Origin of the sequence: Streptomyces sp. NBC_00239 (genome assembly GCF_036194065.1) — a bacterium.
Taxonomy (GTDB): Bacteria; Actinomycetota; Actinomycetes; order Streptomycetales; family Streptomycetaceae; genus Streptomyces.
On record NZ_CP108095.1, the window covers coordinates 1,466,718 to 1,488,774 of the forward strand.

Here is a 22,057-nt window from a genome sequence, read left to right on the forward strand (position 1 = left end):
GCCCCGCCGACCGTACGATCCGAGCGACCGCACGACGGCGGGACCCAGGACGGTGAGCGACGTGACGCATCCGGAAATGGACGACGGTTCGGGGCAGCGGGCCCGGCGCACGTGGTTCGGCGCGCTGAGCGGGCTGATCGCCGGGTTCGCCGGGCTGTGCCTGGCCGAGCTCGCGTCGGCCGTGGTCCGGCCGCAGTCCGGCCCGGTCACGGCCGTCGGCGGCGCGGTCATCGATGCGACGCCGACGGTGGTCAAGGAGTGGGCGGTGCAGGTCTTCGGCACCGCCGACAAGCTGGTCCTGCAACTGGGCATCCTCGTGCTGCTCGCCGCCTTCGCGGCGGCGGCCGGGGTGCTCGCGGTCCGGCGCCCGCCGGCGGGCGTCCTGACGGCTTTGCTGTTCGGACTGTTCGGCGCCGTCGCGGCCGTGGGGCGGCCCGAGGGCCGGGCGGCGGACGCGGTGCCGTCGGCGGTGGCGGGCCTGACCGCCGCCGCGGTGCTGTACCTGCTGGCCGTACGGGTGCGCGCCGGGTACACCGGGCCCGGGTCGGCGCCGGACCGGCGCAGGTTCATCCACGTGGCCGCCGGCACCGTCGTGTTGTCCGGCCTGGCGGGGCTGGTCGGCCGGCAGGTGAACGCGTCGGGTGCGGCCGAGGCGGAGGCCGACCGCTCGGCGCTGCGGCTGCCGCCGCCGGCCTCCCCGGCCGAGCCGGTGCCGCCCGGCGCGGACCTGCGGATCCGGCAGCTGAGCCCTTTCATCACGCCCAACCGGGACTTCTACCGCGTCGACACCGCGCTGGTGGTGCCGAAGACCCGGGCATCGGACTGGTCGCTGACCCTCCACGGGGAGGGTGTGGCGCGGCCGCTGACGCTCGACTACGACGCGCTGCTGCGCCGCGAACTGATCGAGCGGGACATCACCCTCGCCTGCGTGTCGAACGAGGTGGGCGGGCCGTACGTGGGCAACGCCCGGTGGCTCGGGGTACGGCTGGCGGACCTGCTGCGGGAGGCCGGGGTGCGGCCCCCTTCGCAGGGCGGGCCGGCGGACCAGCTGGTGGCCCGGTCGGTCGACGGGATGACGCTGGGCACGCCGGTCGAGACGGTCATGGACGGTCGGGACGCGCTGCTGGCGGTGGGCATGAACGGCGAGCCGCTGCCCTTCGCGCACGGCTTCCCGGTCCGGATGGTCGTACCGGGCCTGTACGGGTACGTGTCGGCCTGCAAGTGGCTCAGGGAGCTGCGGCTGACCACCTTCGAGGCGTACGACGCGTACTGGGTGAAGCGGTCCTGGGCGGCGCGGGCGCCGGTGAAGACGCAGTCGCGCATCGACACTCCGCGCTCCTTCGCCAAGCCGAAGGCCGGCCGGGTCGCCGTGGCCGGGGTGGCGTGGGCGCAGCACCGCGGGATCTCGAAGGTGGAGGTGCGGGTGGACGGCGGCGCGTGGCGGGAGGCGCGGCTGGCGGCGGCGGACACGGTGGACACCTGGCGGCAGTGGGTGTGGGAGTGGGAGGCGGCCGAGGGCCGGCACGAGCTGCAGGTCCGGGCGACGGACGGGACGGGGCGGACCCAGACGGGCAGGCGCGCCGGGACCGTCCCGGACGGGGCGACCGGCTGGCACACGGTGGTGGTGAACGTGTCCTGAGTCGGGCCCGCACAAGACCTATCCATCACCTGTCACATGTGAAATATTACCTGCGCTCCGTCCCGTTCGGAAAGGACACGTACGTTGCGCAGACTCATCGCGGCAGGCGCGGCGATATCCATCGCCCTGCTGACCGCTCCCGCGCTCGCCGCACCCCAGGCCGCCCCCGGCCCGCAGGCCCCCGCGGCCGCCAAGCCCTCCTCCGTCGAGGCGCCGCCGCCCGCACCCCAGGAGCTCCAGCGCCAGGCGCTGCGCCGGCAGGCACTGGAGCAGGTGGCCGCCGGCCGGCTGAAGACCGGCACGAAGGGCGTCCTCCCGCAGCGGGTGCAGGTGGGCAAGCGGTACGTCGAACTCGCGCAGGAGCGCAAGGACAAGGTGTTCGTGATCCTTGCCGAGTTCGGCGACCAGGTGGACAACACCACCGAGTTCGAGGGGAAGCCGCGCTTCGGCGGCACGCCGGGCCCGCGCCACAACACCATCGGCAAGCCCCCGAAGGCCGACAACCACACGGTGTGGCGCAAGGACTTCGACCGCTCTTACTACCAGCGGCAGTTCTTCTCCGCCGAGCCGGGCGCGGTGAGCCTGCGCAACTACTACCGGACGCAGTCCTCCGGCCGTTACGACATGGACGGCCAGGTCACCGACTGGGTGCGGCTGCCGTGGAACGAGGCCCGGTACGGGACGGACAACTGCTCCGAGTCGGGCCAGTGCCGCACCAACTGGGACCTCGTGCGCGACGCGAGCAACGCCTGGTACCACGGCGAGCGGGCCAAGGGCCGCAGCGCGGCCGACATCAAGGCCGAGCTCGCCGAGTACGACGTGTGGGACCGCTACGACGCGGACCGCGACGGCAACTTCAACGAGCCCGACGGGTACCTCGACCACCTGATGGTCGTGCACGCGGGCAAGGACCAGACCTGGGGCGGCGGCACGCAGGGCAAGGACGCCGTGTGGGCGCACCGCTGGTTCGCGTACTGGAACCAGGCGGGCACGGCCGGGCCCGAGGGCAACAAGGCGGGCGGCACCCCGGTCGGCGACACCGGCATCTGGGCGGGCGACTACCTGACCGGCGGCGAGAACAGCGGAGTCGGCCTGTTCGCCCACGAGTTCGGGCACGACCTGGGCCTGCCGGACATGTACAGCTCGGACGGCGACAACAGCGTGAACTTCTGGTCGCTGATGTCGTCCGGGTCGTACCTCGCCAAGGGCCGCAACACCACCGGTGACTTCCCCGCCGACCTCGACGCGTGGAGCAAGCTCCAGCTGGGCTGGCTGGAGTACACGGAGGCCGACGCGGGCCGCAAGACCCGCGCGGTGCTGGGCGTTTCGGGCTACAACACCGAGGACCCGCAGGCCCTGCTGGTGCACCTGCCGCCGTCCGTCACCACCACCGACCTGACCGACCCGTTCGAGGGCGGCAGCCAGTGGTGGAGCGGCACCGGCGACTTCATGGACAACACGCTGAGCCGGACCGTCGACCTGACGGGCACCACCGCGGCCGACGGCGCCCGGCTGGACGCACGGGTCTGGTACGACATCGAGCAGGACTTCGACTACCTGACCGTTGAGTCCTCCGCGGACGGCGGCCGTACGTGGTCGGCGCTGCCGGGCACGGTGGCCGGCGCGCCGATCCCCCCGAAGGGCGTCACCGGCACCTCGACCGGCTGGGCCGAACTCTCCGTCCCGCTGGACCGGTTCGCCGGCACCTCGGTGCAGCTGCGACTGCGGGTGACCTCCGACAGCAACACCCACGGCAAGGGCGTCACCTTCGACGCGCTGCGCATCTCCGCGGCCGGCCGCGACCTGCTGCGGGACGGTGCCGAGCAGGGCGCCAACGGCTGGACCGCAGTCAAGTGGTCGCGCACCGAGGGTCGTACGGGCAAGGCCGAGCACCCGCGCGCCTACCTCGTCGAGAACCGCAGGTACGTGGGCTACGGCTCGTACCTGAAGACCGGCCCGTACAACTTCGGCTGGGGTTCGGACCCGGTCCGCAAGGACACCGTGGAGTTCTACCCGTACCAGCAGGGTGTGCTGGTGTGGCTCTGGGACACCGCGTACAGCGACAACACCACGAAGGCGCACCCCGGTTCGGGCATGCTGCTGCCGGTGGACGCGCGGCCGCAGGCCCTGCGGTACACGGACGGGACCGCGCTCAACGCGCGGGCGCAGACCTTCGACGCCACCTTCTCGCTGCGCCCCAGCGACGAACTGGTCATGCACCGCAACGGTGTTCCGGTGCTGATACCGGAGCAGCCGGGCGTGCCCGCCTTCGACGACCGCACCGGCGTCTACTGGACCCCCGAGCTGCCGCAGGTCGGCGTGAAGGTCCCGAACACGGGCACCAGGATCACCGTGGTCAAGGAGGCCGCGGGCGGCCGCGTCACGACCGTCCAGGTCAGCCCGTCGAAGTGACGGCGGCCGGGTGAACCCGGCCCGGTAGTGCGTGCGTACGGATTCGGATCCGGCGGGCGGGGTGGGGGTGCGGCTGCGCCCCCACCCCGCCCGCCGGCGCGTCAGGGGCGCAGCCGGACCGGGAGGACTTCCACGCTGTTGCCGATGTAACTGGGCTGGTAGGGGAGTTCGGCCTCGGGGTGGGCGAGGTCCAGGTCGGGGAAGCGGGCGAACAGCCGCTCCAGGGCGATGGTGGCCTCCATCCTGGCCAGCGGGGCGCCCAGGCAGTAGTGCGCGCCGTGCCCGAAGGACAGGTTGCGGGCGGCGCCCGGCCGGGTCACGTCGAAGCGGTCGGCGTCGTCGCCGTACGCTTCGGGGTCGCGGCCGGCCGCCGTGTACCCGGCGAGCACGGGCGTGCCCCGCGCGATGACGGCGCCGCCGACGGTGATGTCACGGGTGGGGTAGCGGAACGGGAACCAGCTGACCGGGCCGTCCCAGCGGAGGGTCTCGTCCACGACGTCGGACCAGGTCGCCTTGCCCGACCGGACGAGTTCCAGCTGGTCCCGGTGGGCGCACAGGGCGCGGACCGCGTTGGTGATCAGGTTGAGGGTGGTCTCGTGGCCGGCGACGAGCATCAGCCGCATGGTGCCGATGAGTTCGGCCTCGCTGAGCCGGTCACCTTCGGCCTCGCGGGCGGCGATCAGCGCGCTGGTGAGGTCGTCCCCGGGATCCGCCCGGCGGGCGGCGGCGATGGCGCCCATCAGCTGGACGAGTTCCAGTACGGCGGCCATCGCCTCGGCCGGGGTGGTGTCGGTGGCGATGATGACCTTGTGGGACAACTCGTGCAGCCGGCCGCGGTGTTCGTGGTCGACGCCGAGCAGTTCGCAGATCACGCTCATCGGCAGCGGCAGGGCGAAGTGCCGGCGCAGGTCGGCGGCGCCGTCGGGGGACGCGGCGGCCGCCGCGTCGAGGTCGTCGAGGAGGGTCGCGGCGAGCTCCTCGATCCGGGGCCGCAGCTGCTCCACGCGGCGGGCGGTGAAGGCCGTGCTGACGAGGGAGCGCAGTCGGCGGTGGTCGGCGTCGTCGGAGGTGTGCATGCCCTGCGCGTTGGCGAAGGCCCGCAGCGGCCAGTCGGCGGGTATCCGGCCCTCCTGAAGGGCCGCGAAGTGCCGGGCGTCCTTGGCCACATCGGGATGGGCGAGGAACTCCCTGAGCGCCTCGTGGCCGAGTACGAGGGCGCCCGGCACCTCACCGGGCAGTACCACCTGGGCGACCGGCCCGGCGGCGCGCAGCCGGGCGTTGAGGGCGTGCGGGCAGCCGCCGGCCGGATCGATGCGGTGCGGCGGGGCCGGCGTGGTCACGGTTTCTTCGTTCACTCGCACAACAGTGCGGCCTGGCGGGCGGGTTGTTCAAGCCCGTACCGCTGCCCGTCCCGCTGCCCAGCCCCGTGTCCCGTCCCCCCGCCCCGTCGCGGTGGTCCCGCGGGGCGGCTCCGGGTCGAACTCCGGTCGCGTACAGGGAAAACCGCTTCGCGGCGCCCGGCGGCGGACATCATCGTGGACGGAAGGCCACGGGGCGCGCGCGGGGCACGGCACGGCAGTCGGTCGGATCGGTCGGGTCGGTCGGTCGGGTCGGTCGGCGGACGGCAGCGGAGGGGTGCATGGCGGACACGGAGCAGGGCGGCCGGGCGGGTCTCGTCGCATGGCTGGGACACGCGTGGCAGCGGTGCCGGGAGCTGATGCCGCCGGACGGCGGCCGCTCCCCCGACCCCGAGGGGTTCGACGCGGCCATCGGCGAACTGGAGCAGCTGGAGCGGCTGCTCGCCGACGACGAGGAGTGGGGCCGCCGGACGGCGGCCCGGCTGGGCATGGTCCTGGCCGTCCGGTACGCGGCCGGCGGCCCGCCACAGGACCGGGCGCGGGCCGCGGAACTGCTGCGCCGCAGCCGCGCGGCCGGGCCGGGTGCCCCACTGCCCGCCGACGAACGGCAGGCAGCCGCCCTGATGCTGATGACCGTGGTGTTCCCGGTCAACCCGACCGGCCTGGACCCGCAGGGCCGCAAGTCCGACGTGTCCGACGTGCTGAGCTGGCTGGCGCGCAACCCGGAGGCCGCGAAGGCCTGCGAGGAGGAGGTGCAGGCCCTGGCCGCCGAGGTGAAGTCCGCACCGCTGCCCGATGTGCTGGGCAGCCCCGCGCGGCTCTTCCTGGAGTCGCTGGACGACAGCGACCCCACGGCACGCATGACGCAGGCCCTGGACGCGATGCCGCACTCGAACCCGAACGTCGCGGAGCTCCGCACCATGCTGCACCTGGTGTCCGAGCTGGGCAAGGCGCCCCGGAAGGACCGGACCGGCGACGACCCGGACGTCGTCCGGCGAGACTCCGAACTCGCCGAGATCGGCTCCCAGGCGATGCTGCCGGCCATGCTCGACCTCCTGGAGGCCTCCCGGGCCGGCGATCCCGCCCGCCTCGAACGGGCACTCCTCGTCGTACGGGAGGCGCACGCCCGGATGCCGCCGGACCATCCGCTGGCCCGGATCCTGTCCGCCGTCGCCGGCCCGCTGCTGCACATGGCCGGCATGGTCGGCGGCAGCCACCAGGACGCGGCGGCCGGCGGCGAGCTGATCGCCCGGCTGGCGCAGCTCATCGCCTCCGATCCGACCGGCGAACTCGCACCGATGGGCCTGGCCCTCAAGGTGATGCTGCTCGGACTGCGGATCGAAGCGGCGCGGCATTCCGGTGATCCCGGCACGCTGGACGAGGTCATCGACGAGCTGCACGAGCTGGAGGCGGTGACGCCCGCCGGCCACGACCAGCACGTCCAGACACGGCTGTTCCTGGGCGTCGCCTACGGCCAGCGCGGCCTCGGCCGGAACGACCGGGCCGACCTGCTGCGCGCCGCCCAGTACCTCGAACACACGCCTGAGCTCCCGGCGTTCGCCTTCGGACTGACCGGAGACCTACCCGCCCGGCTGGCCGAGATCGGCCGGCTCACCCGCGCGGCGCTCGACGGCGACCCCCAGCAGGCCGCGCCGATCACCGAGCCCGGACCCGACGCCCCGCTCCGGGAACGGTGGGGCGCGGCGAGCGCCCTGCACCTGCGGTGGGGCCTGTTCAAGGACCCCGCCGACCTCGACCGGACCATCGACCAGCTCATGCTGTTCCGCGCGGGCCTGCGGGACGGCCTCGGCGTGCCCTTCGCCCCGGCCGCCCTCGACATCCTCGCGCAGAGCCTGCGGGAGCGGTCGGCGGCCACCGGGAGCGACGCCGACGCGAGCACGGCGACCGAGGTCGCCCGCGAGGCGCTCCGGCACCTCGGCGCCACCGTCGCCCTCCAACTCGGCGCGGAGCACGGCCTCCTGGCCGCCCGGTCCGGCGCCGAGTACGCCGTACGGGCCGCCCGCTGGGCCGCCGGCCGCGGACAGGTCGAGGAAGCCGTCGACGCCCTCGAACTCGGGCGGGCGCTCGTCCTCCGGGCCGCCTCCGCCGCCGCTTCCGTACCCGAGCAGCTCGCCGCGCTCGGCCACGAGGAGCTGGCGGCCGCCTGGCGGGAGAGCGGCGGGGCGCAGCCCGGGGACACGGACGAGCTGCCCCGGGAGCTGCCCAGCCGGCTGCGCCGCGAGGCGCTGGAGGCCCTCGGCTACCGGGACGCCGACGGCGGCCTGTTCACGACGCCGACGGTCGGGCAGCTCACGGCCGGGCTCGCGGACTGCGGGGCGGACGCGCTGGTCTACCTGATCGCCGGGGAGGGCGCGGAGCCGGGGCAGGCCCTGGTGATCGGACCGGAGACGGGGACCGCGGCGATCGCCCTGCCGCTGCTCTCGGGCCCCGGCCGGCGGCCCCTCGACACGTACCTCGACGCCGCCGCCGACCGTGACCCGGACGATCCGGACCGGCGGGCCGAGGCCGTCTGGGAGGAGGCGCTGTCGGAGCTGTGCGACTGGGCGTTCCCGGCCGCCCTGTCCCCGGTGCTGGCCCTGGTCAACTCTCGGATCGCGGCCCGTCCCGACCGCCGCGACCGGCCGGGGCCGATGCGGCTGGTGCTGGTGGCGTGCGGCCGGCTGGGGGTCGTGCCGTGGCACGCGGCGCGGCTGCCGCGGACCATGCCGTTCTCCTACGCCTGCCAGGTCCTGGCCGTCAGTTACGCGGCCTCCGGGGGCCAGTTCCTGCGTGCGGCCGCCCGGGACCGGCGCGCGCCGGGCGAGGCGCCGGTGCTCGTCGCGGATCCGCGGATGGAGCTGACGCGCGCCGAGCAGGAGGTCACCTGGCTGCGCGAGGCCTGCTACCCGCGGGCCCGGCTGCTCGGCGACTTCTACGAGCCGTCCGTACGCCCCGAAGGACCCGGTACGCCCGACGAGGTGCTGGCGGCGCTGCGCGGCCCGCTGTCGCTGCTGCACGTGGCCTCGCACGGGTCGGCCGGGATCCGGCCGACGGTGTCGGCGCTGCACCTCGCGCTGCCCGACGGCCGCGAACCGGGCATGGGGGACGAAGACTTCGGCGGCGGGAGGGACGGCGGCGCCGGGTCCGGAGGAGGCAGGTCCGGCGGCGGGTCCGGCGGCGGGCACGATGCCGGGATGCTGACCGTGACGCGGCTGCTCGACGGCGGGGGGCCGGAGGACGGGCCCGCCGCGCCCGACGGACCGCTGGTGGTGCTCAGTGCCTGCGAGACCGACCTGAGCACCCGCGACCACGACGAGGCCCTCACCCTCGCCACCGCGTTCGTCGCCAACGGGGCTCGGGACGTGGTGGGTTCGCGGTGGACCACCCGGGACAGCGCGTCCGCGCTGATGATGGCGGTGTTCCACCACCACGTGGCGGTCGAGGGGCGCAGCCCGGCCGACGCCCTGCGGGAGGCACAGCTGTGGATGCTCGACCCCGGCCGCCGCGACCCCGGCACACTGGACGGCGAACTGCTGCGCGAGGCGACACGTCAGGATCTCGACCGGCTGCCCTCCTGGGCGGCGTTCATCCACCAGGGAAACCCCGGCTGTTGAAAGGAGCGGCATGAGCGCCGAGCGAAAGCTTGAGCGGCTGATCGCGGAACACCGCGACAGCATCCGCGCGAGCCTGGACGCCGAGCAGTTCGCGGTGCTGTTGGAGCGGCTGCGCGCACTGGCCGCGAGCGGGCCCGAGACCCGGAGCAGGCGGCGCGCCCTGCAGGGGGTGCGCCTGGCCCTGCTCCCGCTGCCGCTCGACCATCCGGTGCGGCTGGCGCTTGACTCCGTACGGGGCGCGGCGGTGCTCGACGATCCGTCCGACGTGCTGGACGCCCGGGTGCTGCTGGCGCTCCTCACGCCGGCCGACGTACCGGTGGCCGCGGAGACCGCCGCCGTGGTGGCGGGGGCGCAGCGGCGGCTGCTCGCGGCGCCGTCGCTGTCGTCGGCGCAGGCCCGGGAGCGGTGCGGCGGGGAGTTGCCGGCGCACGAACTGATCCGGCTCGACGACCCCGAACGGGGGCCCCGCTACCCGGTGTTCCAGTTCCAGTCCGGCACCGGAGGTCCGGTCCCGGTGGTCCGGGAGGTCAACCGGCTGCTGATGGCCGAGGTCGATCCGTGGGGGGCGGCGCACTGGTGGCTGTCCGGGAACAGCTGGCTGGAGGGCACGCCGGCCGAGTTGCTGGGGCGGCTGCCCGACGCGCGGCTCGCCGGGGCGGCCCGCGCGCTGGTGGAGGGGGAGCTGTGATCGGCGACATCGCGCCCGACGCGTACCGCATGCAGCCCAACTCGCTGCTGCTGCCGGCCGGCACGGAGCTGTGGCGGGTGCACGGCAGCGGCCGGGCCGCCGACGTGTTCAACCCGCGGGTCGCGGACCCCCACTTCGGGGGCAGCCGCTTCGACAGCACGGCCCAGGACCCGTACCCCTTCCTGTACACGGCACTGGATCCGGCCACCGCACTCGCCGAAACACTACTGCGCTCGACGGAGTTCGACCCCGGCACGGCGATGCGGCTGATCCCGTACGCGGCGGTGCGCGGCCGGTCGCTGAGCATGCTGCGGACCCGCTGCGACCTGCGCCTGATCTCTCTGGTCTCGGAGGAGGACCTGGCCGCCGTGTGCCAGGACTCGTGGCTGCTGGAGGCCGAGGGCGACGGCCGGTACGCCAAGACCCGGCGCTGGGCGAGCGAGCTGCGGGCGCAGGACAGCGGGGCGATGGGCCTGGTGTGGCAGTCCCGGCGGCACCGGCCACGGCTCGCGAACGTGCTGTTCGGGGACCGGTTCGCCGGCGGTGAGGCGGGGCCGGACACGGGCCCCGGCCGGGACGCGGGCGAGGGTGGGGACGCGGGCGGGAGCAGGGACAGGAACGGGGGCGGCGGCGGGGACAGCAACGGGAGCGGCGGGGCGGCTGTCGGTGACACGGGGCGCTTCCGGGGCGGGAAGCCTCCGGAGCCGGTGCCCTCGGCCGGGATCCCGGAGCTGGGCTCCCCGTCCGGGATCGAGGAGCTGAACCGGCTCCTCGCGCCGCTGCGGGCGGCCGTCGTGTCCCCGTGGACGTCGCCCTGACCGTCGCCTCGCATTCCCCTCCGCCTTCTCCTCCGCCTTCCCGGTCGCCTTCGCGTTCGCGCCGACTCGACGGCGGCGGGCGGTAGTCCTCCTTGTATGTCCACGGCCGCTGGTGAAACAGTGGCCACCATGTCACCGGTTGTTGAACACAGCGTGATCCTGGGTGAGTTGAAGGAGTTACGGCGCTCCGGGCTGGTACGGCTGCGCAGCCTCGGACTGCCCGAACTGCGGGGGATCGTGGCGGAACTGCCGGACGGCTCGGTCGAGGGTCTGATCCGGGCCGCCGTGGGCCGGCTGGACCAGGGCAGCCTGCGCACGGCTGCCGAGTACACGCTGGGCCTCGCGCCGGGCACCCGGGACTGGCCCGGGGCCGACCGCCGCAAGCGGGCCGCCGAGGTGTACGGGGTGAGCGTCGAGCGGTTCCGCAAGGACCACGAGCTGATGGTGCTCGGCGAGGTCGCCGAGGAGATCGGCAGGGTGGCCCGCGCCGCGGCCCGCGCCCGGGCCGCACGGGCCGCCGGGTCCGGCCCGGCAGTCGCCGTCGGGGCCGCCGGGTCGGGGACGGCGCCCGGGACCTCCGCCGGGGCGGGCACCGGAGCCTGGACCGGTGCCGGATCCGGCACCGGCACCGCCGGCAGGCCCGGGACCGCGGCCGGGTCCGAGCCCTGGAGCGCGACCGGTCCCGGCGCCGGAGCGCCTGGCGGCGTCGGCAGCGCGTCCCGCGGCGGGGCGGTCGGCGGAGCCGCCGGCGGGCACGCGCCCGGGCACCGGGTGGTGACCGTGCGGGCGGGCCGGCGCGAGGTGGCGCTGACCGTGCACGCGCACCCGGTCGACCTGCTGCGCGACGTCGACGTGGTCGTCTCTCCCGTGAACACCTACCTCGCGCTGCCCGAGCCGTACAAGTCCTCGGTCTCGGCCTCGCTGCGCCGGGCGGCGGCGGTCCGCGGGGTGACCGGCGACGTACGCGACGACCCGCTCCACGACGAGCTGCGCACGTGGGCGGCGCGGTACGACACCTCGGGCCGGCCGGTGCTGCCCGGCACGGTCGCCTCGACCGGTTCCGGCGCGCTCGCCGCGCAGGGCATCCGCCGGATCTACCACGCCGCGATCGCCGTACCGCGGGCCGGCACCAACGACTACGACGTCCTGCCCGACGACATCACCCGCGCAGCGGACCGGGTGTTCGGGCTGCTCGCCGACGAGCACGACCGCTTCGACCCGCCGCTGCGGTCGGTGTGCTTCCCGCTGCTGGGCTCCGGCCGCGGCGGGCTCCCGTACGCGACCAGCGCGAGCGCGCTGTGGGCGGCCGTCGAGGCGGAACTCGCCCGGGGAGCCGACTGGGAGGTGCACCTGCTGGTGCGCGGCACGGAGGCCTTCGGCGACCTGCTGGACCGGCTGCCCGGGATCCGACCCGACGGCGACCCGTCGCCGCCCGGCGCGTCCGGTTGAGTGGAAGTACCGGACCGTTCAGCGGATTTCCGTGACGGTGTACCCCCTGGGCGGTCCGGGCCGCGCCGCGGGCACAGGGGGCCCGCGGCGCGGGCCGGGGCCGGCGTCCGGCGCCGCCGGCAGGGGCGGGAACGAGTCGACGAGGCGTACCACACAAAAAGCTGACGGGGGTCATCTGTGGTGTCATATGCGGGCCGGGACGTGGCGCGGTGGGCCGACGGGGCCGAGGGGCGGGTCGTGACCTGGCCGGATCCCGAGGCGTACGTACTGGTCGAGGGGGTGCTCCTGCGCATGTCCGTCGACGCCCCGGGCCCGCTCCCGCCCGGCACCGGCGTACGGGTCCGCTGGGACGCGCGGGCCGACCTGCTCCGCGCGTACGGCACCGGGTCGGGCGACGCATGAGCGAGGGGGCCGCCGAGGGAACGGACCCGGGCGCGGGCGGCGGGTGGGGGCTGTCGGACGGCTGGGAGGAGCGCCAGCCCGTGGTGCTGCTGCTGGACACGTCCGCCTCGATGGGTCGGCCCGCGGACCGCCCGCGGATCGACGCGCTCAGCACGGCGCTGGCCCGCTGGTTCGAGGAGGTGCGGGCCGAACCGCGGCTGCGCTCACGGGTCGAGGTGTGCCTGCTCTCCTTCGATTCTGCGGTGCGGGTCTTCGACCCGGTGCGCGGGGAGCTCGTCGCGCTCCACGAGGCGGTCGCAGAAAGGCTGTTCGTGCCGGTGGAGCAGATGCGGCCGCCACGGCTGGAGGCGTCCGGGCTGACCCGGATGACGGTGGCGGTGGAGGCCGCCCTCGACCTGGCGGCGGCCCGCTACCGGACCTTGCAGCGGCAACGGACCCAGGTGCGGCGGCCGTTCCTGTGGGTGCTGACGGACGGGGCGCCCAGCGACGCGGACGGGCGGCCGCTGGACGCGCCGGCGCTGGCCGGTACGGCGCTCCGGATCCGGCAGGCCGAGGAGCGCGGCGCGTGCGTGTTCCAGGCGATCGGGGTGCAGGGGGCGAACCTGCCGCTGCTGCGCGTGCTGGCGCCGAAGGCGGCGCTGATGCTCGACGAACTCGACTTCGGGGAGATCCTCGACGTGCTCTTCCAGAGCTCCGACCGGGTGGGCGCCGTGCAGGACGTCGACGAGATCCACCGGGAGACGCGGCGCATCGCCGAACGGCGCCGCTGCCGCAAGGCGTTGGAGGAGGAGCTGTGATCGTCGCCGGGGCGGCGGTCCAGGGATCCGGCCACCTCGCCGCGGGGCGGGGCTGCCAGGACGCGTTCAAGGCCGTGGACCTGGGTGGGGCGGTGGTACTGGCGGTGGCCGACGGGGTCGGCAGCCGCGACCGCAGTGCCCTCGGCGCGCACCTCGCCGTGGACACGGCCTGCCGGCTGCTGGCCGTGGACCTGCCGGACGCGGCGGCGGGTCCGGCCGCGTGGACGGAGTGGATCTCCACACGCGGGTCGGCCGTCGTGGACACCTGGCGGCGCTCCGTCCGGGCCGTACTGCTGGCCGGCGGGTCCGCGGGCGACGCGGCCGGCCGGTCCGAGGGCGAGGCGTCAGGCGGGTCCGGTGGCTGCGCGTCCGGCTGGTCCGGGGAGCGCACCTCCGGCGGTGCCGGGGGAAGTGGTGGGCGGGGCCGTGGCGTTGGTGGGCACGAAGGCGCCGGCCCGGATGAAAACGACTTGGACCACGGGGAGTTGGCGGCTGGGGTAGCCGCTGCCGTGGTCCGGCCGCCGTGGGCGGCCTTCCTGTCCATCGGGGACTGCTTCGGCGTCGCGCTGACCCGCGCGCCCGGAGCGGCCGCGCCACCCGAGCGCTGCCACTTGGTGCTGCCGCCCTCGATGCCGGGAGACCCGGCGCCCGCGTACCTCAACTCCCCGACCGCGCCGCTGCGTCTGCGCACGTTCACGCTGTGGGACGCCGAGCTGAGCGGGGTGGTCCTCGCCACCGACGGGTGCGCCGCCGTGGCGCTCGACCACCCGCGGGCGCGTGGACTGCCCGCCGCCGCGGGCCCGTTGCCCTCCGGCCGGTTCTTCCGCGGCCTGGCCGACGCCCTGCGCGGCAACGACGGCGACGCCACACCCCTGCGGGACCTGCTCGCCGGACCCGCGGCGGCCCGTACCGGCGACGACCTGACCGTGGTGTGCGCACTGCTGGAGACGGGAAGGGGGGCGCGGGGATGGGGCGGGGTCTGACCGTGGTGTCCGGCAGCGGGCACGAGTTCCGGCTGACCGAGCGGATCGGCAGCGGCGCGGAGGGCCTGGTGTACGCGGTCGACGACGCGCGGGCGCTGGTCGCCAAGCTGGTTCCCGATCCGGCCGATCCGGCCGCGTACCGGCGCCGGCTGGCCCGACTGGTGCGCCAGCGCCGGGAGCCCCGTACCGTACGGCTGCTCGGTGGCGGCCCGCCGCGGCTGGCGTGGCCGCTGGTGGCGGTCCGTACGGCGCGGCCCGCGCACGCTCCGGTCGACGGGTACCTGATGCCCGACATGCGGCGCGGCTACGGGCCGTTCACCGACCTGCTCTCGCCGGCCGGGCGCCGGCTGCGGATGCCCGCCGCGACCTGGGCGACCGGCCTGGCCGCGGCGCGGTCCCTGGCCGGGCTGCTGGCCGAACTGCACGCCGAGGGGTACGTGGTGGGCGATCTGAAGCCGGACAACCTGTGGGTGGACGGGACAGGCCGGGTCGGCATGGCGGACGTGGACTCGTGGCAGTTCACGGACGGGCCGGAGCTCTTCCCGGGCCGGATGCGCACGCCCGGCTACACGGCGCCCGAACGGCTCGGGGAGCGGGCCGCGCCGCCCGACCCGGCCTCGGACGCGTTCGTACTCGCCGTCCTCGTGCACCAGTTGCTGATGGCGGGGCTGCACCCGTTCGCCGGACATCCCGCCGACGGCGGCGACTTCCGCTCCCTCGACGACAACGTGCTGCGCGGCCGCTGCCGGCTCACCGACCGGCGCTCGGTGGTGCTGCCGCGGTCCGTGCCGCCCCTCGACCTGCTGCCGCGGCGGCTGGCCGTACTGCTGCGGGACGCGTTCGGCGGGGAGCGGCCGACCGCCGCCGTGTGGGCCGCGGAACTCGCGGCCGCCGGCGCGCCCGGGCGGCTCGCGACGTGCGCGGCGCGGGCCCGGCACGTCCACACCGTGGAGCGGCCCTGGTGCCCGTGGTGCGACCAGGCCGAACGCGGCGCGGACAGCTACCCGTGCGCCCCCGACGGCGCGGGGGCCGACGGGGGTACGGCCGGCTCCGGTCCGGCCGTCGAATCCGGTCCGGCAGTCGGGTCCGGTCCGGCAGTCGAGTCCGGTCCGGCGGTCGACTCCAGCCCGGCCGTCGACTCCAGCCCGGCAGGCGGATCGGGCCCGGACCCCGCCCTCGCACCCTCCTGCGCGGCCGATCCGGCCCCGGCTCCCGCCCCCGCCCCCGCCCCCGCCCCCGCTCCCGCTCCCGTTCCCGTTCCCGCTGCCACCGAGGCCTCCGGCCCGGCTCCGGTTCGGGCCCGCGGGCCGGAGGAGGACACATGGTCGCGTTGACGTCCGGGGTGGTGTCCGTGGCGCGCACCCTGGACCGGTGCACGGTGCTGGGCCCAGGTGTCCGGGCCGTGGTCTGGGTGCAGGGCTGCCCGTTGCGCTGCCACGGCTGCGTGGCCGCGGAGACCCTGCCCTTCGAGGGCGGGACGGCCCGGCCGGTCGCGGAACTCGCCGACTGGCTGGCCGGACTCGGACCGGTGGAGGGGGTGACCCTGTCCGGCGGGGAACCGTTCAGCCAGCCCGAGGCGCTCGCCGCGCTGCTGGACGCCGTCCGGGAACGCCGCCCGGAGTTCACGGCCATGGCGTACTCCGGCTTCCGCCACGAGGCGCTGCGGCGCGGCACCGCCGGCCAGCGGGCCCTCCTGGACCGGCTCGACCTGCTGGTGGACGGCCCGTACGTGGCCTCCCGGCACGCCCCGCTGCGCTGGCGGGGCTCCGCCAACCAGCGGGTGATCGCCCTCACCGGCCGGTACGAGGACCTGCTCGCCGGGCCCGACACCAGCGCGGGCCTGGAGGTCTCGCTGGCGGCCGACGGCACCCTGTCCTGGGCGGGGGTGCCGCCGGTGCCGGACTTCCGGGACCGCCTGGACGCACAGCTCGCGGCCCGCGGCTTCGCCCTGCGCCGCGCCGACCCGGCGCACCCGGAGGCCCCCGGCAGTCCGCCCGGGCCCGGCGACCCGGACGGCCCCGCCCGTCCCGGCTACGCGGACCCCGCCGGCACCGGCGCCGGCGATCCCGGCGCCCCCGGCGACCCTGCCGGCCGGCCGCGCGAAGCACGGCACGACAGCACGCACGACGACAAGGATGAAGTTCGGGGGGAACCATGAGCGGATCGGTCATGTTCAGCGCCGTCGCCTTCGATCCGACGCTGATCCTGCTGGGGGCGGCCGTCATCGGCGGTCTGGCCCTGGCACGCCGCAACCGGGAGCAGGGGCGGTGCGACCAGCGGGCCGCACTGGCTGCCGAACGGTCCCGGCAGGCCGAGCTGCGCCGGCAGCAGCTGCGGGCCGAACTGGAGGAGCGGCGCCGGGCCGAACTGGCGGCGCGGGCCGCCCGTACCCGGGCCGAGCACGGCCGGGCCGAGCTGCGCCGGCTCGACGAGGCCGACGCGCTGCTCGCCGAGGTGCTGGCCGAGGTGCGGGACGCGCGGACCGCCGGAGCCGGGCCGCCCGGGGCGGATCCGGTGGCCGAACTCCTGGCCATCGGCAGCTCGTTGGCGGATCTGCGTGACCGGACCGGCGGGCCGGAGCCGCTCGGGCCGGCGATCGAGGAGCTGCGCGGCCGCATCGTCGTGCTGCGTCCGGCGGGTTCGGGGCGGCCCGGGTCCGCCGAGCGGTCGCGTCTGCTGCGCGACCTCGAACTCCGGTTCATGACCGCCGGGTTGCCCGATCCTCCGGCCGACGAGGCGGGCCGTACGGAGGTGGGCGCGCTGCTGGACCGGCTGCGGGCGGCGGCGACTGCCGGGCGGGAGGTCCGGTTCGAGGCGCTGCTCGGCACCGTCGAGCACGCGCTCGCCCGGCACGAGACGGCGGTCGCCGGCGCCGTCGACGCCCGCGAGCGGCGCGATGCCGAGCGGCTGGCCCACGAGGCGGCCGAGCGCGAGCGGTCGGAGGCCCTGTGGGCAGCCCTCGCCGAGGCCGGGGACCGGTTCGCCGTGGTGTCGCAGGGAGCGGCGGACGCCGCCCAGGACGCCGCCGAACTGGGCGACCCGGAGCTGGCGGGGCGCCTGGAGGCCGCACTCGGCGCGGTCACGGACGCACTCGCGCTGCGCCTGGCCGACCACGCGCTGACCGCGGTGGCCGCATTGGAGGTGTTGCTGCCGGAGGCCGAAGAGCGGCTGGACGAGCTGCAGTTGGCGTACAGCCGCCGAGGGGAGCTGGCCCAGGCCCTCAAGGAGGCGATGACGGGCGCCGGACTGTCGTTCACGGGCGGTGCCGAGCAGGAGGGCCGGCTGGTGCTGTCGTTCGAGCGGCCGAGCGGGGCCGTGTACGAGGCCTCGGTCGGGCCGGGCGCCGACGGCCTGCCGCTGCTGACGTACCGGGTGGCCGGGGAGGCCGACATGTCCGTGCGGGAGGGCGGGCAGGGCGCGGTCTGCACCCCCGAGGAGCTGCTCGACCGGGTGCACGCGGCCCTCAACGAGGACGGGTTCCTCCCGGGTGAGCTGACCTGGGACGGCCGGCCGCCGCGCGGCGCCGCGGCCGTCCCGCCGCACCAGTCGAAGGGGCGGCACCTGTGAGCGGCGTGCGCTGGGAGAAGCACGACGGGCCCGGCGGTCCGGCCGGGTACGGGGGCACCCCGCGGCCGGCCGCGCCGGCGGAACCCGCTCCGCCGGAGTCCGCCCAGGCCGCCGCCACAGGAGCCGCCGCCACCGCCTCCGCCGGGGCGAGCGGGCCGACCGGACCTGTCGGCGCCGGTCCCGGACCCGGACCCGCGGGGCCCGCCGGCCCCGGTGGGGCGATGCCGCCCGCGGCACATCCCGCGATGCCCCGGTGGGCGGTGTCGCTGGGGTGGGAGCTGCGCCGGGGCCGCCAGGTGGTCCTGGACGGCCAGGTGCGCGACCGCTGGTGGCTGGACGGCCGCCCGGCCTCGTTCCGGACCCTGGTCACGGGGGTGCTGGAAGAACTCGGTGGCGCGGAGGTGGTGGGCTGGTGGGATCCCGTCGACGGGCTGACGTTCCCGTTGCCGGGTCACGCCAAGCGCTTCGACGAGCTGGTGGCCCGGCTGCCCGCCCGGCCCACGACGACGACGGCACCCCCGACGGCGCCCCCGACGGCACCGGTCGGCGGGGCGGGGTCCCCGGCCGGCCCGCATCCCGGCTCCGCACCGCATCCCGGCTCCGGCCCCGCCGCCGGTACGACGACCCGGCGCGGTGCGGAGCGGCGCCAGGCCCAGGACCGGCTGTTCGAGCCCCTGCCGGTCCGGCGGCCGACGTCCTTCGAGGACGTGGTGGCCACCGTGCGGCGCCTCGCGGCCAGCCCCGACGCCGCGACCGCGTTCGTGTTCCAGGACGTGGACCACGTACTGCCACCGGGCCGACCGGACTCACAGCTGGGCTACCTGCGGCTGCGGGCCGCGATGACCGACGCCGTCGTGCCGCGCCCGGGACCGTACGCCGACGACGATCCGCGCGCACGCAACGCCGTGCTCTGCGTGGTCGGGGACGTGGGACGGCTGCCCGGCTGGTTCCACCTGGAGGACCCGCGGATCGCCGCCCTGCACATCGGCCCGCCCGGCCCGAGCGAACGCCGGCTGTGGCTGTCCTGGCTGCGCCGGGAGTTCACCGGGCAGGAGCACGCCACCCGGGCCGACATGGAGGCGCTGGTGGGCGCCACCGACGGGATGCCCGGCTGGGAGATCGACGCGCTCGCCCGGACGTCCCGGCTGCGCGGCGCATCCCTGCACAAGCCGGACAAGCTGCTGGAACAGCACCGCCTCAACGTGAGCGTGGATCCGTGGACCCAGCTCGACCAGGAGACCGTGGGGCGGGCCGCGCAGGTGCTCGGCAACCGGGTGATCGGACAGAACACCGCCGTGGAGGCGGTGACCGCGGCCCTCCAGGCGGCCTTCGTGGGGGTGGACTTCGGCGGCTCCGGCACGGCCCGGCCGCGCGGCGCGTTCTTCTTCGTCGGCCCCACCGGCGTGGGGAAGACGGAACTCGCCAAGGCGGTGGCCGAGTTGATGTTCGGCGACCAGAGCGCCTACGCCCGCTTCGACATGAGCGAATACCAGCAGGAGCACGCCGCCGAGCGCCTCGCGGGCGCCCCGCCCGGATACGTGGGGTACGAGCAGGGCGGCGAGCTGACCCGGCGGGTCCAGGAACGCCCTTTCAGCGTCCTGCTGTTCGACGAGATCGAGAAGGCCCACCCGAAGGTGCTGGACAAGTTCCTCCAGATCCTGGAGGACGGCCGGCTGACCGACGGCCGCGGCCAGACCGCGCACTTCTCCCAGTGCCTGATCATCTTCACCTCCAACACCGGCGCCGACGCCGTCCAGGACCTGCTGGCCGAGCGCGGCGGCGAACTCCCCTACTCCGACCTGGAGGCGCACTTCCGGCATGCGGTGGAGGAGAAGTTCCGGGAGATCGGGCGTCCGGAGATCTACGGACGGCTGCGGCCCGGCGTGGTCGTCTTCGACATGCTCCGCAGCGAGCACATCGTCCGGATCGCCGACCGGCTGATCGCGCAGCTCGCCGACTCGGTGCGCGAACGCCACCAGGTGGAACTGCGCTGCGACCCGTCCGGCCTGCACCCGTGGCTCGCCGACCGGATGGCCGACCCCGGGCGCCTGGCGTACGGCGGCCGCCAGATCCGCAACGAACTGGAGGTGCTGCGCGCCGCGGTGGTCCGGCACTTCCTCGCCCACCGGCCGCCGCCGGGCAGCGTGCTCGCGATCGGCGTGGACGCGGAGGGCGTCCCGCGGGTCTCCACCGAAGGGGGCGCGGCGTCGTGAGCGTCCTCGCCGTCGACATAGGGCACCGCTTCGGGCGGATCGCCCGGCCGGTCCCGGGCGGTGCGCCGACGACGGTCACCGTCCGGCTCGACACCCCGGACGACCTCGCGGGAGCGCTCGCCCAACTCCTCGCCCTCGCCCACGCCGAGGCCTCCGACGGCAACGACCGGGACCCGGGCGGCAGCGGACCCGGCGCCGCCGCCGTGGCGCTCGGCCTGCCGCCCTCCGGCGCGCAGGACCTGGCCCGCCGGGGCGCCGCGACGGAGGCGGGCCTCCTCGTGGCCCACCAGGCGCCCGAGCCGGTGGCCGCGGCCCTCGCCTACGGTGCGGTCACCGCGGGCGCCGACCACACCGTCCTGGTCCTCGACCAGGGGGCGACCACCCTCGACCTCACGCTGCTCGCGGTCACCCCGGACCGTACGGTACGGATCCTCGACACCCGCACCCACCTGCTGGGCGGCGCGGACTGGGACCGGGCCGTGGCCGCCGGGCTGCGCCGCGGACTGCCCGGCTCCGCCGCACCGCAGGAGTCCGTGCTCACGGCCGTCGCGGAGGATCTGCGGCGGCAGCTCTCGGAGCGGGAGACCGCCACCGCGACCGTCACCATCGAGGGGCGGGAGCACGGGCTGGCCCTCGACCGGGCGACGCTCGGCCTGCTGACGGCGCCGCTGCGCGAGCGGGCCGAGGCGGCCGTCACCGCCGCGCTGGCGGCGGCCGGCCACGACCCCGACGGCATCCTGCTGGCCGGCGGCCTGTCGGCCGCTCCGGGCACGGCGGAACGCCTGGAGGAGCTGCTCGGGCTGCCCGTACGCTGCCGGAACCGGCCCGAACTCGCCGTGGTGGAAGGCCTGATCGCACTGGCCGGCTTCGGCCCGCTGCGGATCCTGCGGGGCCCCGCACCCGCCCCGAGCACCACCCTGCCCCCGTACGGCCCGACCGACCCCGAACCTCCCACGCCCTGGCCCCGCCCCGCCCCGGGTCGCCTGCCCGACACCGACCGCACCCCCGGCCCGGATGCGGCGCCGACCCCCGGGGCGGTGCCCGGCGCGGTGCCCGGCCCGCGCCGGGCGCCCGGCCCCGATCCGGCGTCCGACCCCGAGCCCCTTTCCGGCTCCGAGCCCTTCTCCGACCCCGAACCGACGCACGCCCCCGGACCGGCCCCCTCCCCCCGCTCCCCCTACGCGGCCGGCGGGGACGTGCCGGCGGCCGGTCCCGAGGCGGGGCGAACCGAAGAGGAGCAGGTGCCGGCAGCGGAGCCCGGCCCGCGGATCCCTCCGACGGCGCCTCCCCCAGAGCCCGTTCCGCCGCGGCCGCCCCACCCGCCGCAGGCGCCCCCCGTACCGCCCGGGTCGTCGGGGTGGGCCGCGGGTGGCACCGTGCCCGATCAGGGGCCGACGGCCGCCGTGGCGGTGTCGGAGCTGAGCGCGATCAGGCGGGGTGACCACCTGCTCGTGCTGTGGGCGTGGCCGCCGTCCTCCCGGACCGCCCGGGTCCGCTGGCGCGCGGAGCACCCCGGCGGTACACCGGTCCCCGCACCCGACTCCCCCACCGAAGCGATCACCGAAACGATCACCGGGCCTGCCACCGGCACCGGCCGCGCCACCGACCCCGCCTCCGCCGCCCCCACCACCGGCGACATCCTCGTCCGCCGCCGGGTCTACGAGCACGACGGCGGGCTCGACCTGCACGTGGGGCGCGGCGCCGTCACGCTCACCGTCGAGGCCCTGGTCAGCGACCCCGGCGTGGACATCGAGGAGGCCACTGCGCTGCCCGTACCGGCCGAGCCGCCGCTCGTGCTGTACGAGCCCCGCGTGCGGCGCCGCCTCGGCGGGGGCCGGACCGCCACGGTCACCTTCCGCTGCGCGTCCGGATGCACACTGCCCGCGCTGCGGATCGTGCACGGTACCGGCAGCTTCCGGCCGGCGAGTCCCGCCGAGGGAACGGTCCTGCACGAGGTGCCCGCGCAGCCGCTCGCCGCGGGGGTGCCGCTGTCCGTCCGGTTCCCGCTGCCGCCGTCCCGGGAGACCTCCTGGCTGGTGTGCTTCCCGGCCGACCCCGATTCCCTCGGCGAGGTGGAGCTCCGCCCCGTCGCCCTCCACCGTCTGCGGGTGAGCTGA

15 protein-coding genes are annotated in these 22,057 nt (G+C 76.1%); 14 read left to right on the forward strand and 1 reads right to left on the reverse strand.

What is annotated here, in order from left to right:
- Window positions 1–76 precede the first annotated feature (76 nt).
- A complete protein-coding gene (locus OG764_RS06315; protein WP_328972898.1) occupies window positions 77–1,639 on the forward strand; it encodes a molybdopterin-dependent oxidoreductase in 1,563 nt (520 codons plus the stop codon).
- Between the two features lie 84 nt (window positions 1,640–1,723).
- Complete coding sequence (locus OG764_RS06320; RefSeq protein WP_328967398.1) at window positions 1,724–4,051, forward strand: immune inhibitor A domain-containing protein; 2,328 nt, start codon at window positions 1,724–1,726, stop codon at window positions 4,049–4,051.
- Window positions 4,052–4,152: 101 nt separating this feature from the next.
- Here the strand turns inward: OG764_RS06320 and OG764_RS06325 are convergent, their stop codons facing one another.
- The gene (locus OG764_RS06325; RefSeq protein WP_328967399.1) at window positions 4,153–5,406 is read right to left on the reverse strand and encodes a cytochrome P450 family protein; all 1,254 of its coding nucleotides are present in this window, start codon (window positions 5,404–5,406) and stop codon (window positions 4,153–4,155) included.
- 284 nt (window positions 5,407–5,690) lie between these two features.
- Here OG764_RS06325 and OG764_RS06330 point away from each other — a divergent pair, with 284 nt between their 5' ends.
- From OG764_RS06330 to OG764_RS06385, 12 genes are all read left to right on the forward strand, one after another.
- Entirely contained in the window at window positions 5,691–9,023 is a 3,333-nt protein-coding gene (locus tag OG764_RS06330; RefSeq protein ID WP_328967400.1) for a CHAT domain-containing protein, read from the forward strand.
- Window positions 9,024–9,033: 10 nt separating this feature from the next.
- A complete protein-coding gene (locus OG764_RS06335; RefSeq protein WP_328967401.1) occupies window positions 9,034–9,711 on the forward strand; it encodes a hypothetical protein in 678 nt (225 codons plus the stop codon).
- Complete coding sequence (locus tag OG764_RS06340; RefSeq protein ID WP_328967402.1) at window positions 9,708–10,529, forward strand: RES family NAD+ phosphorylase; 822 nt, start codon at window positions 9,708–9,710, stop codon at window positions 10,527–10,529. Before OG764_RS06335 ends, OG764_RS06340 begins: the two co-directional genes overlap by 4 nt.
- Before the next feature lie 129 nt (window positions 10,530–10,658).
- Window positions 10,659–11,978 carry a macro domain-containing protein gene (locus OG764_RS06345; RefSeq protein ID WP_328967403.1) on the forward strand — a complete coding sequence of 440 codons (1,320 nt, stop codon included), beginning with the start codon at window positions 10,659–10,661 and terminating at the stop codon, window positions 11,976–11,978.
- Window positions 11,979–12,215: 237 nt separating this feature from the next.
- Window positions 12,216–12,380 carry a hypothetical protein gene (locus OG764_RS06350; protein WP_328967404.1) on the forward strand — a complete coding sequence of 55 codons (165 nt, stop codon included), beginning with the start codon at window positions 12,216–12,218 and terminating at the stop codon, window positions 12,378–12,380.
- The gene (locus OG764_RS06355; protein WP_328967405.1) at window positions 12,377–13,177 is read left to right on the forward strand and encodes a vWA domain-containing protein; all 801 of its coding nucleotides are present in this window, start codon (window positions 12,377–12,379) and stop codon (window positions 13,175–13,177) included. The genes OG764_RS06350 and OG764_RS06355 overlap by 4 nt, the downstream gene beginning before the upstream one ends.
- Window positions 13,174–14,160, forward strand: a complete 987-nt coding sequence (locus OG764_RS06360; RefSeq protein WP_328967406.1) for a protein phosphatase 2C domain-containing protein — start codon at window positions 13,174–13,176, stop codon at window positions 14,158–14,160. The genes OG764_RS06355 and OG764_RS06360 overlap by 4 nt, the downstream gene beginning before the upstream one ends.
- Window positions 14,145–15,494: a protein kinase domain-containing protein gene (locus tag OG764_RS06365; RefSeq protein ID WP_328967407.1), complete on the forward strand. Its 1,350-nt coding sequence runs from the start codon at window positions 14,145–14,147 to the stop codon at window positions 15,492–15,494. The genes OG764_RS06360 and OG764_RS06365 overlap by 16 nt, the downstream gene beginning before the upstream one ends.
- The gene (locus OG764_RS06370; protein ID WP_328967408.1) at window positions 15,482–16,318 is read left to right on the forward strand and encodes a 4Fe-4S single cluster domain-containing protein; all 837 of its coding nucleotides are present in this window, start codon (window positions 15,482–15,484) and stop codon (window positions 16,316–16,318) included. Before OG764_RS06365 ends, OG764_RS06370 begins: the two co-directional genes overlap by 13 nt.
- Window positions 16,315–17,727: a hypothetical protein gene (locus OG764_RS06375; protein WP_328967409.1), complete on the forward strand. Its 1,413-nt coding sequence runs from the start codon at window positions 16,315–16,317 to the stop codon at window positions 17,725–17,727. Before OG764_RS06370 ends, OG764_RS06375 begins: the two co-directional genes overlap by 4 nt.
- Complete coding sequence (locus OG764_RS06380; RefSeq protein ID WP_443055859.1) at window positions 17,724–19,940, forward strand: AAA family ATPase; 2,217 nt, start codon at window positions 17,724–17,726, stop codon at window positions 19,938–19,940. Before OG764_RS06375 ends, OG764_RS06380 begins: the two co-directional genes overlap by 4 nt.
- Window positions 19,937–22,057 carry an Hsp70 family protein gene (locus tag OG764_RS06385; RefSeq protein WP_328967410.1) on the forward strand — a complete coding sequence of 707 codons (2,121 nt, stop codon included), beginning with the start codon at window positions 19,937–19,939 and terminating at the stop codon, window positions 22,055–22,057. The genes OG764_RS06380 and OG764_RS06385 overlap by 4 nt, the downstream gene beginning before the upstream one ends.

What these genes read in the sequence shown, in the direction of transcription:
- OG764_RS06315 (WP_328972898.1), top strand. Translation starts at nt 77, where the DNA reads ATGGACGACGGTTCGGGGCAGCGGGCCCGGCGCACGTGGTTCGGCGCG.
- OG764_RS06345 (WP_328967403.1), top strand. Translation starts at nt 10,659, where the DNA reads ATGTCACCGGTTGTTGAACACAGCGTGATCCTGGGTGAGTTGAAGGAG.
- OG764_RS06335 (WP_328967401.1), top strand. Translation starts at nt 9,034, where the DNA reads ATGAGCGCCGAGCGAAAGCTTGAGCGGCTGATCGCGGAACACCGCGAC.
- OG764_RS06365 (WP_328967407.1), top strand. Translation starts at nt 14,145, where the DNA reads ATGGGGCGGGGTCTGACCGTGGTGTCCGGCAGCGGGCACGAGTTCCGG.
- OG764_RS06355 (WP_328967405.1), top strand. Translation starts at nt 12,377, where the DNA reads ATGAGCGAGGGGGCCGCCGAGGGAACGGACCCGGGCGCGGGCGGCGGG.
- OG764_RS06375 (WP_328967409.1), top strand. Translation starts at nt 16,315, where the DNA reads ATGAGCGGATCGGTCATGTTCAGCGCCGTCGCCTTCGATCCGACGCTG.
- OG764_RS06370 (WP_328967408.1), top strand. Translation starts at nt 15,482, where the DNA reads ATGGTCGCGTTGACGTCCGGGGTGGTGTCCGTGGCGCGCACCCTGGAC.
- OG764_RS06330 (WP_328967400.1), top strand. Translation starts at nt 5,691, where the DNA reads ATGGCGGACACGGAGCAGGGCGGCCGGGCGGGTCTCGTCGCATGGCTG.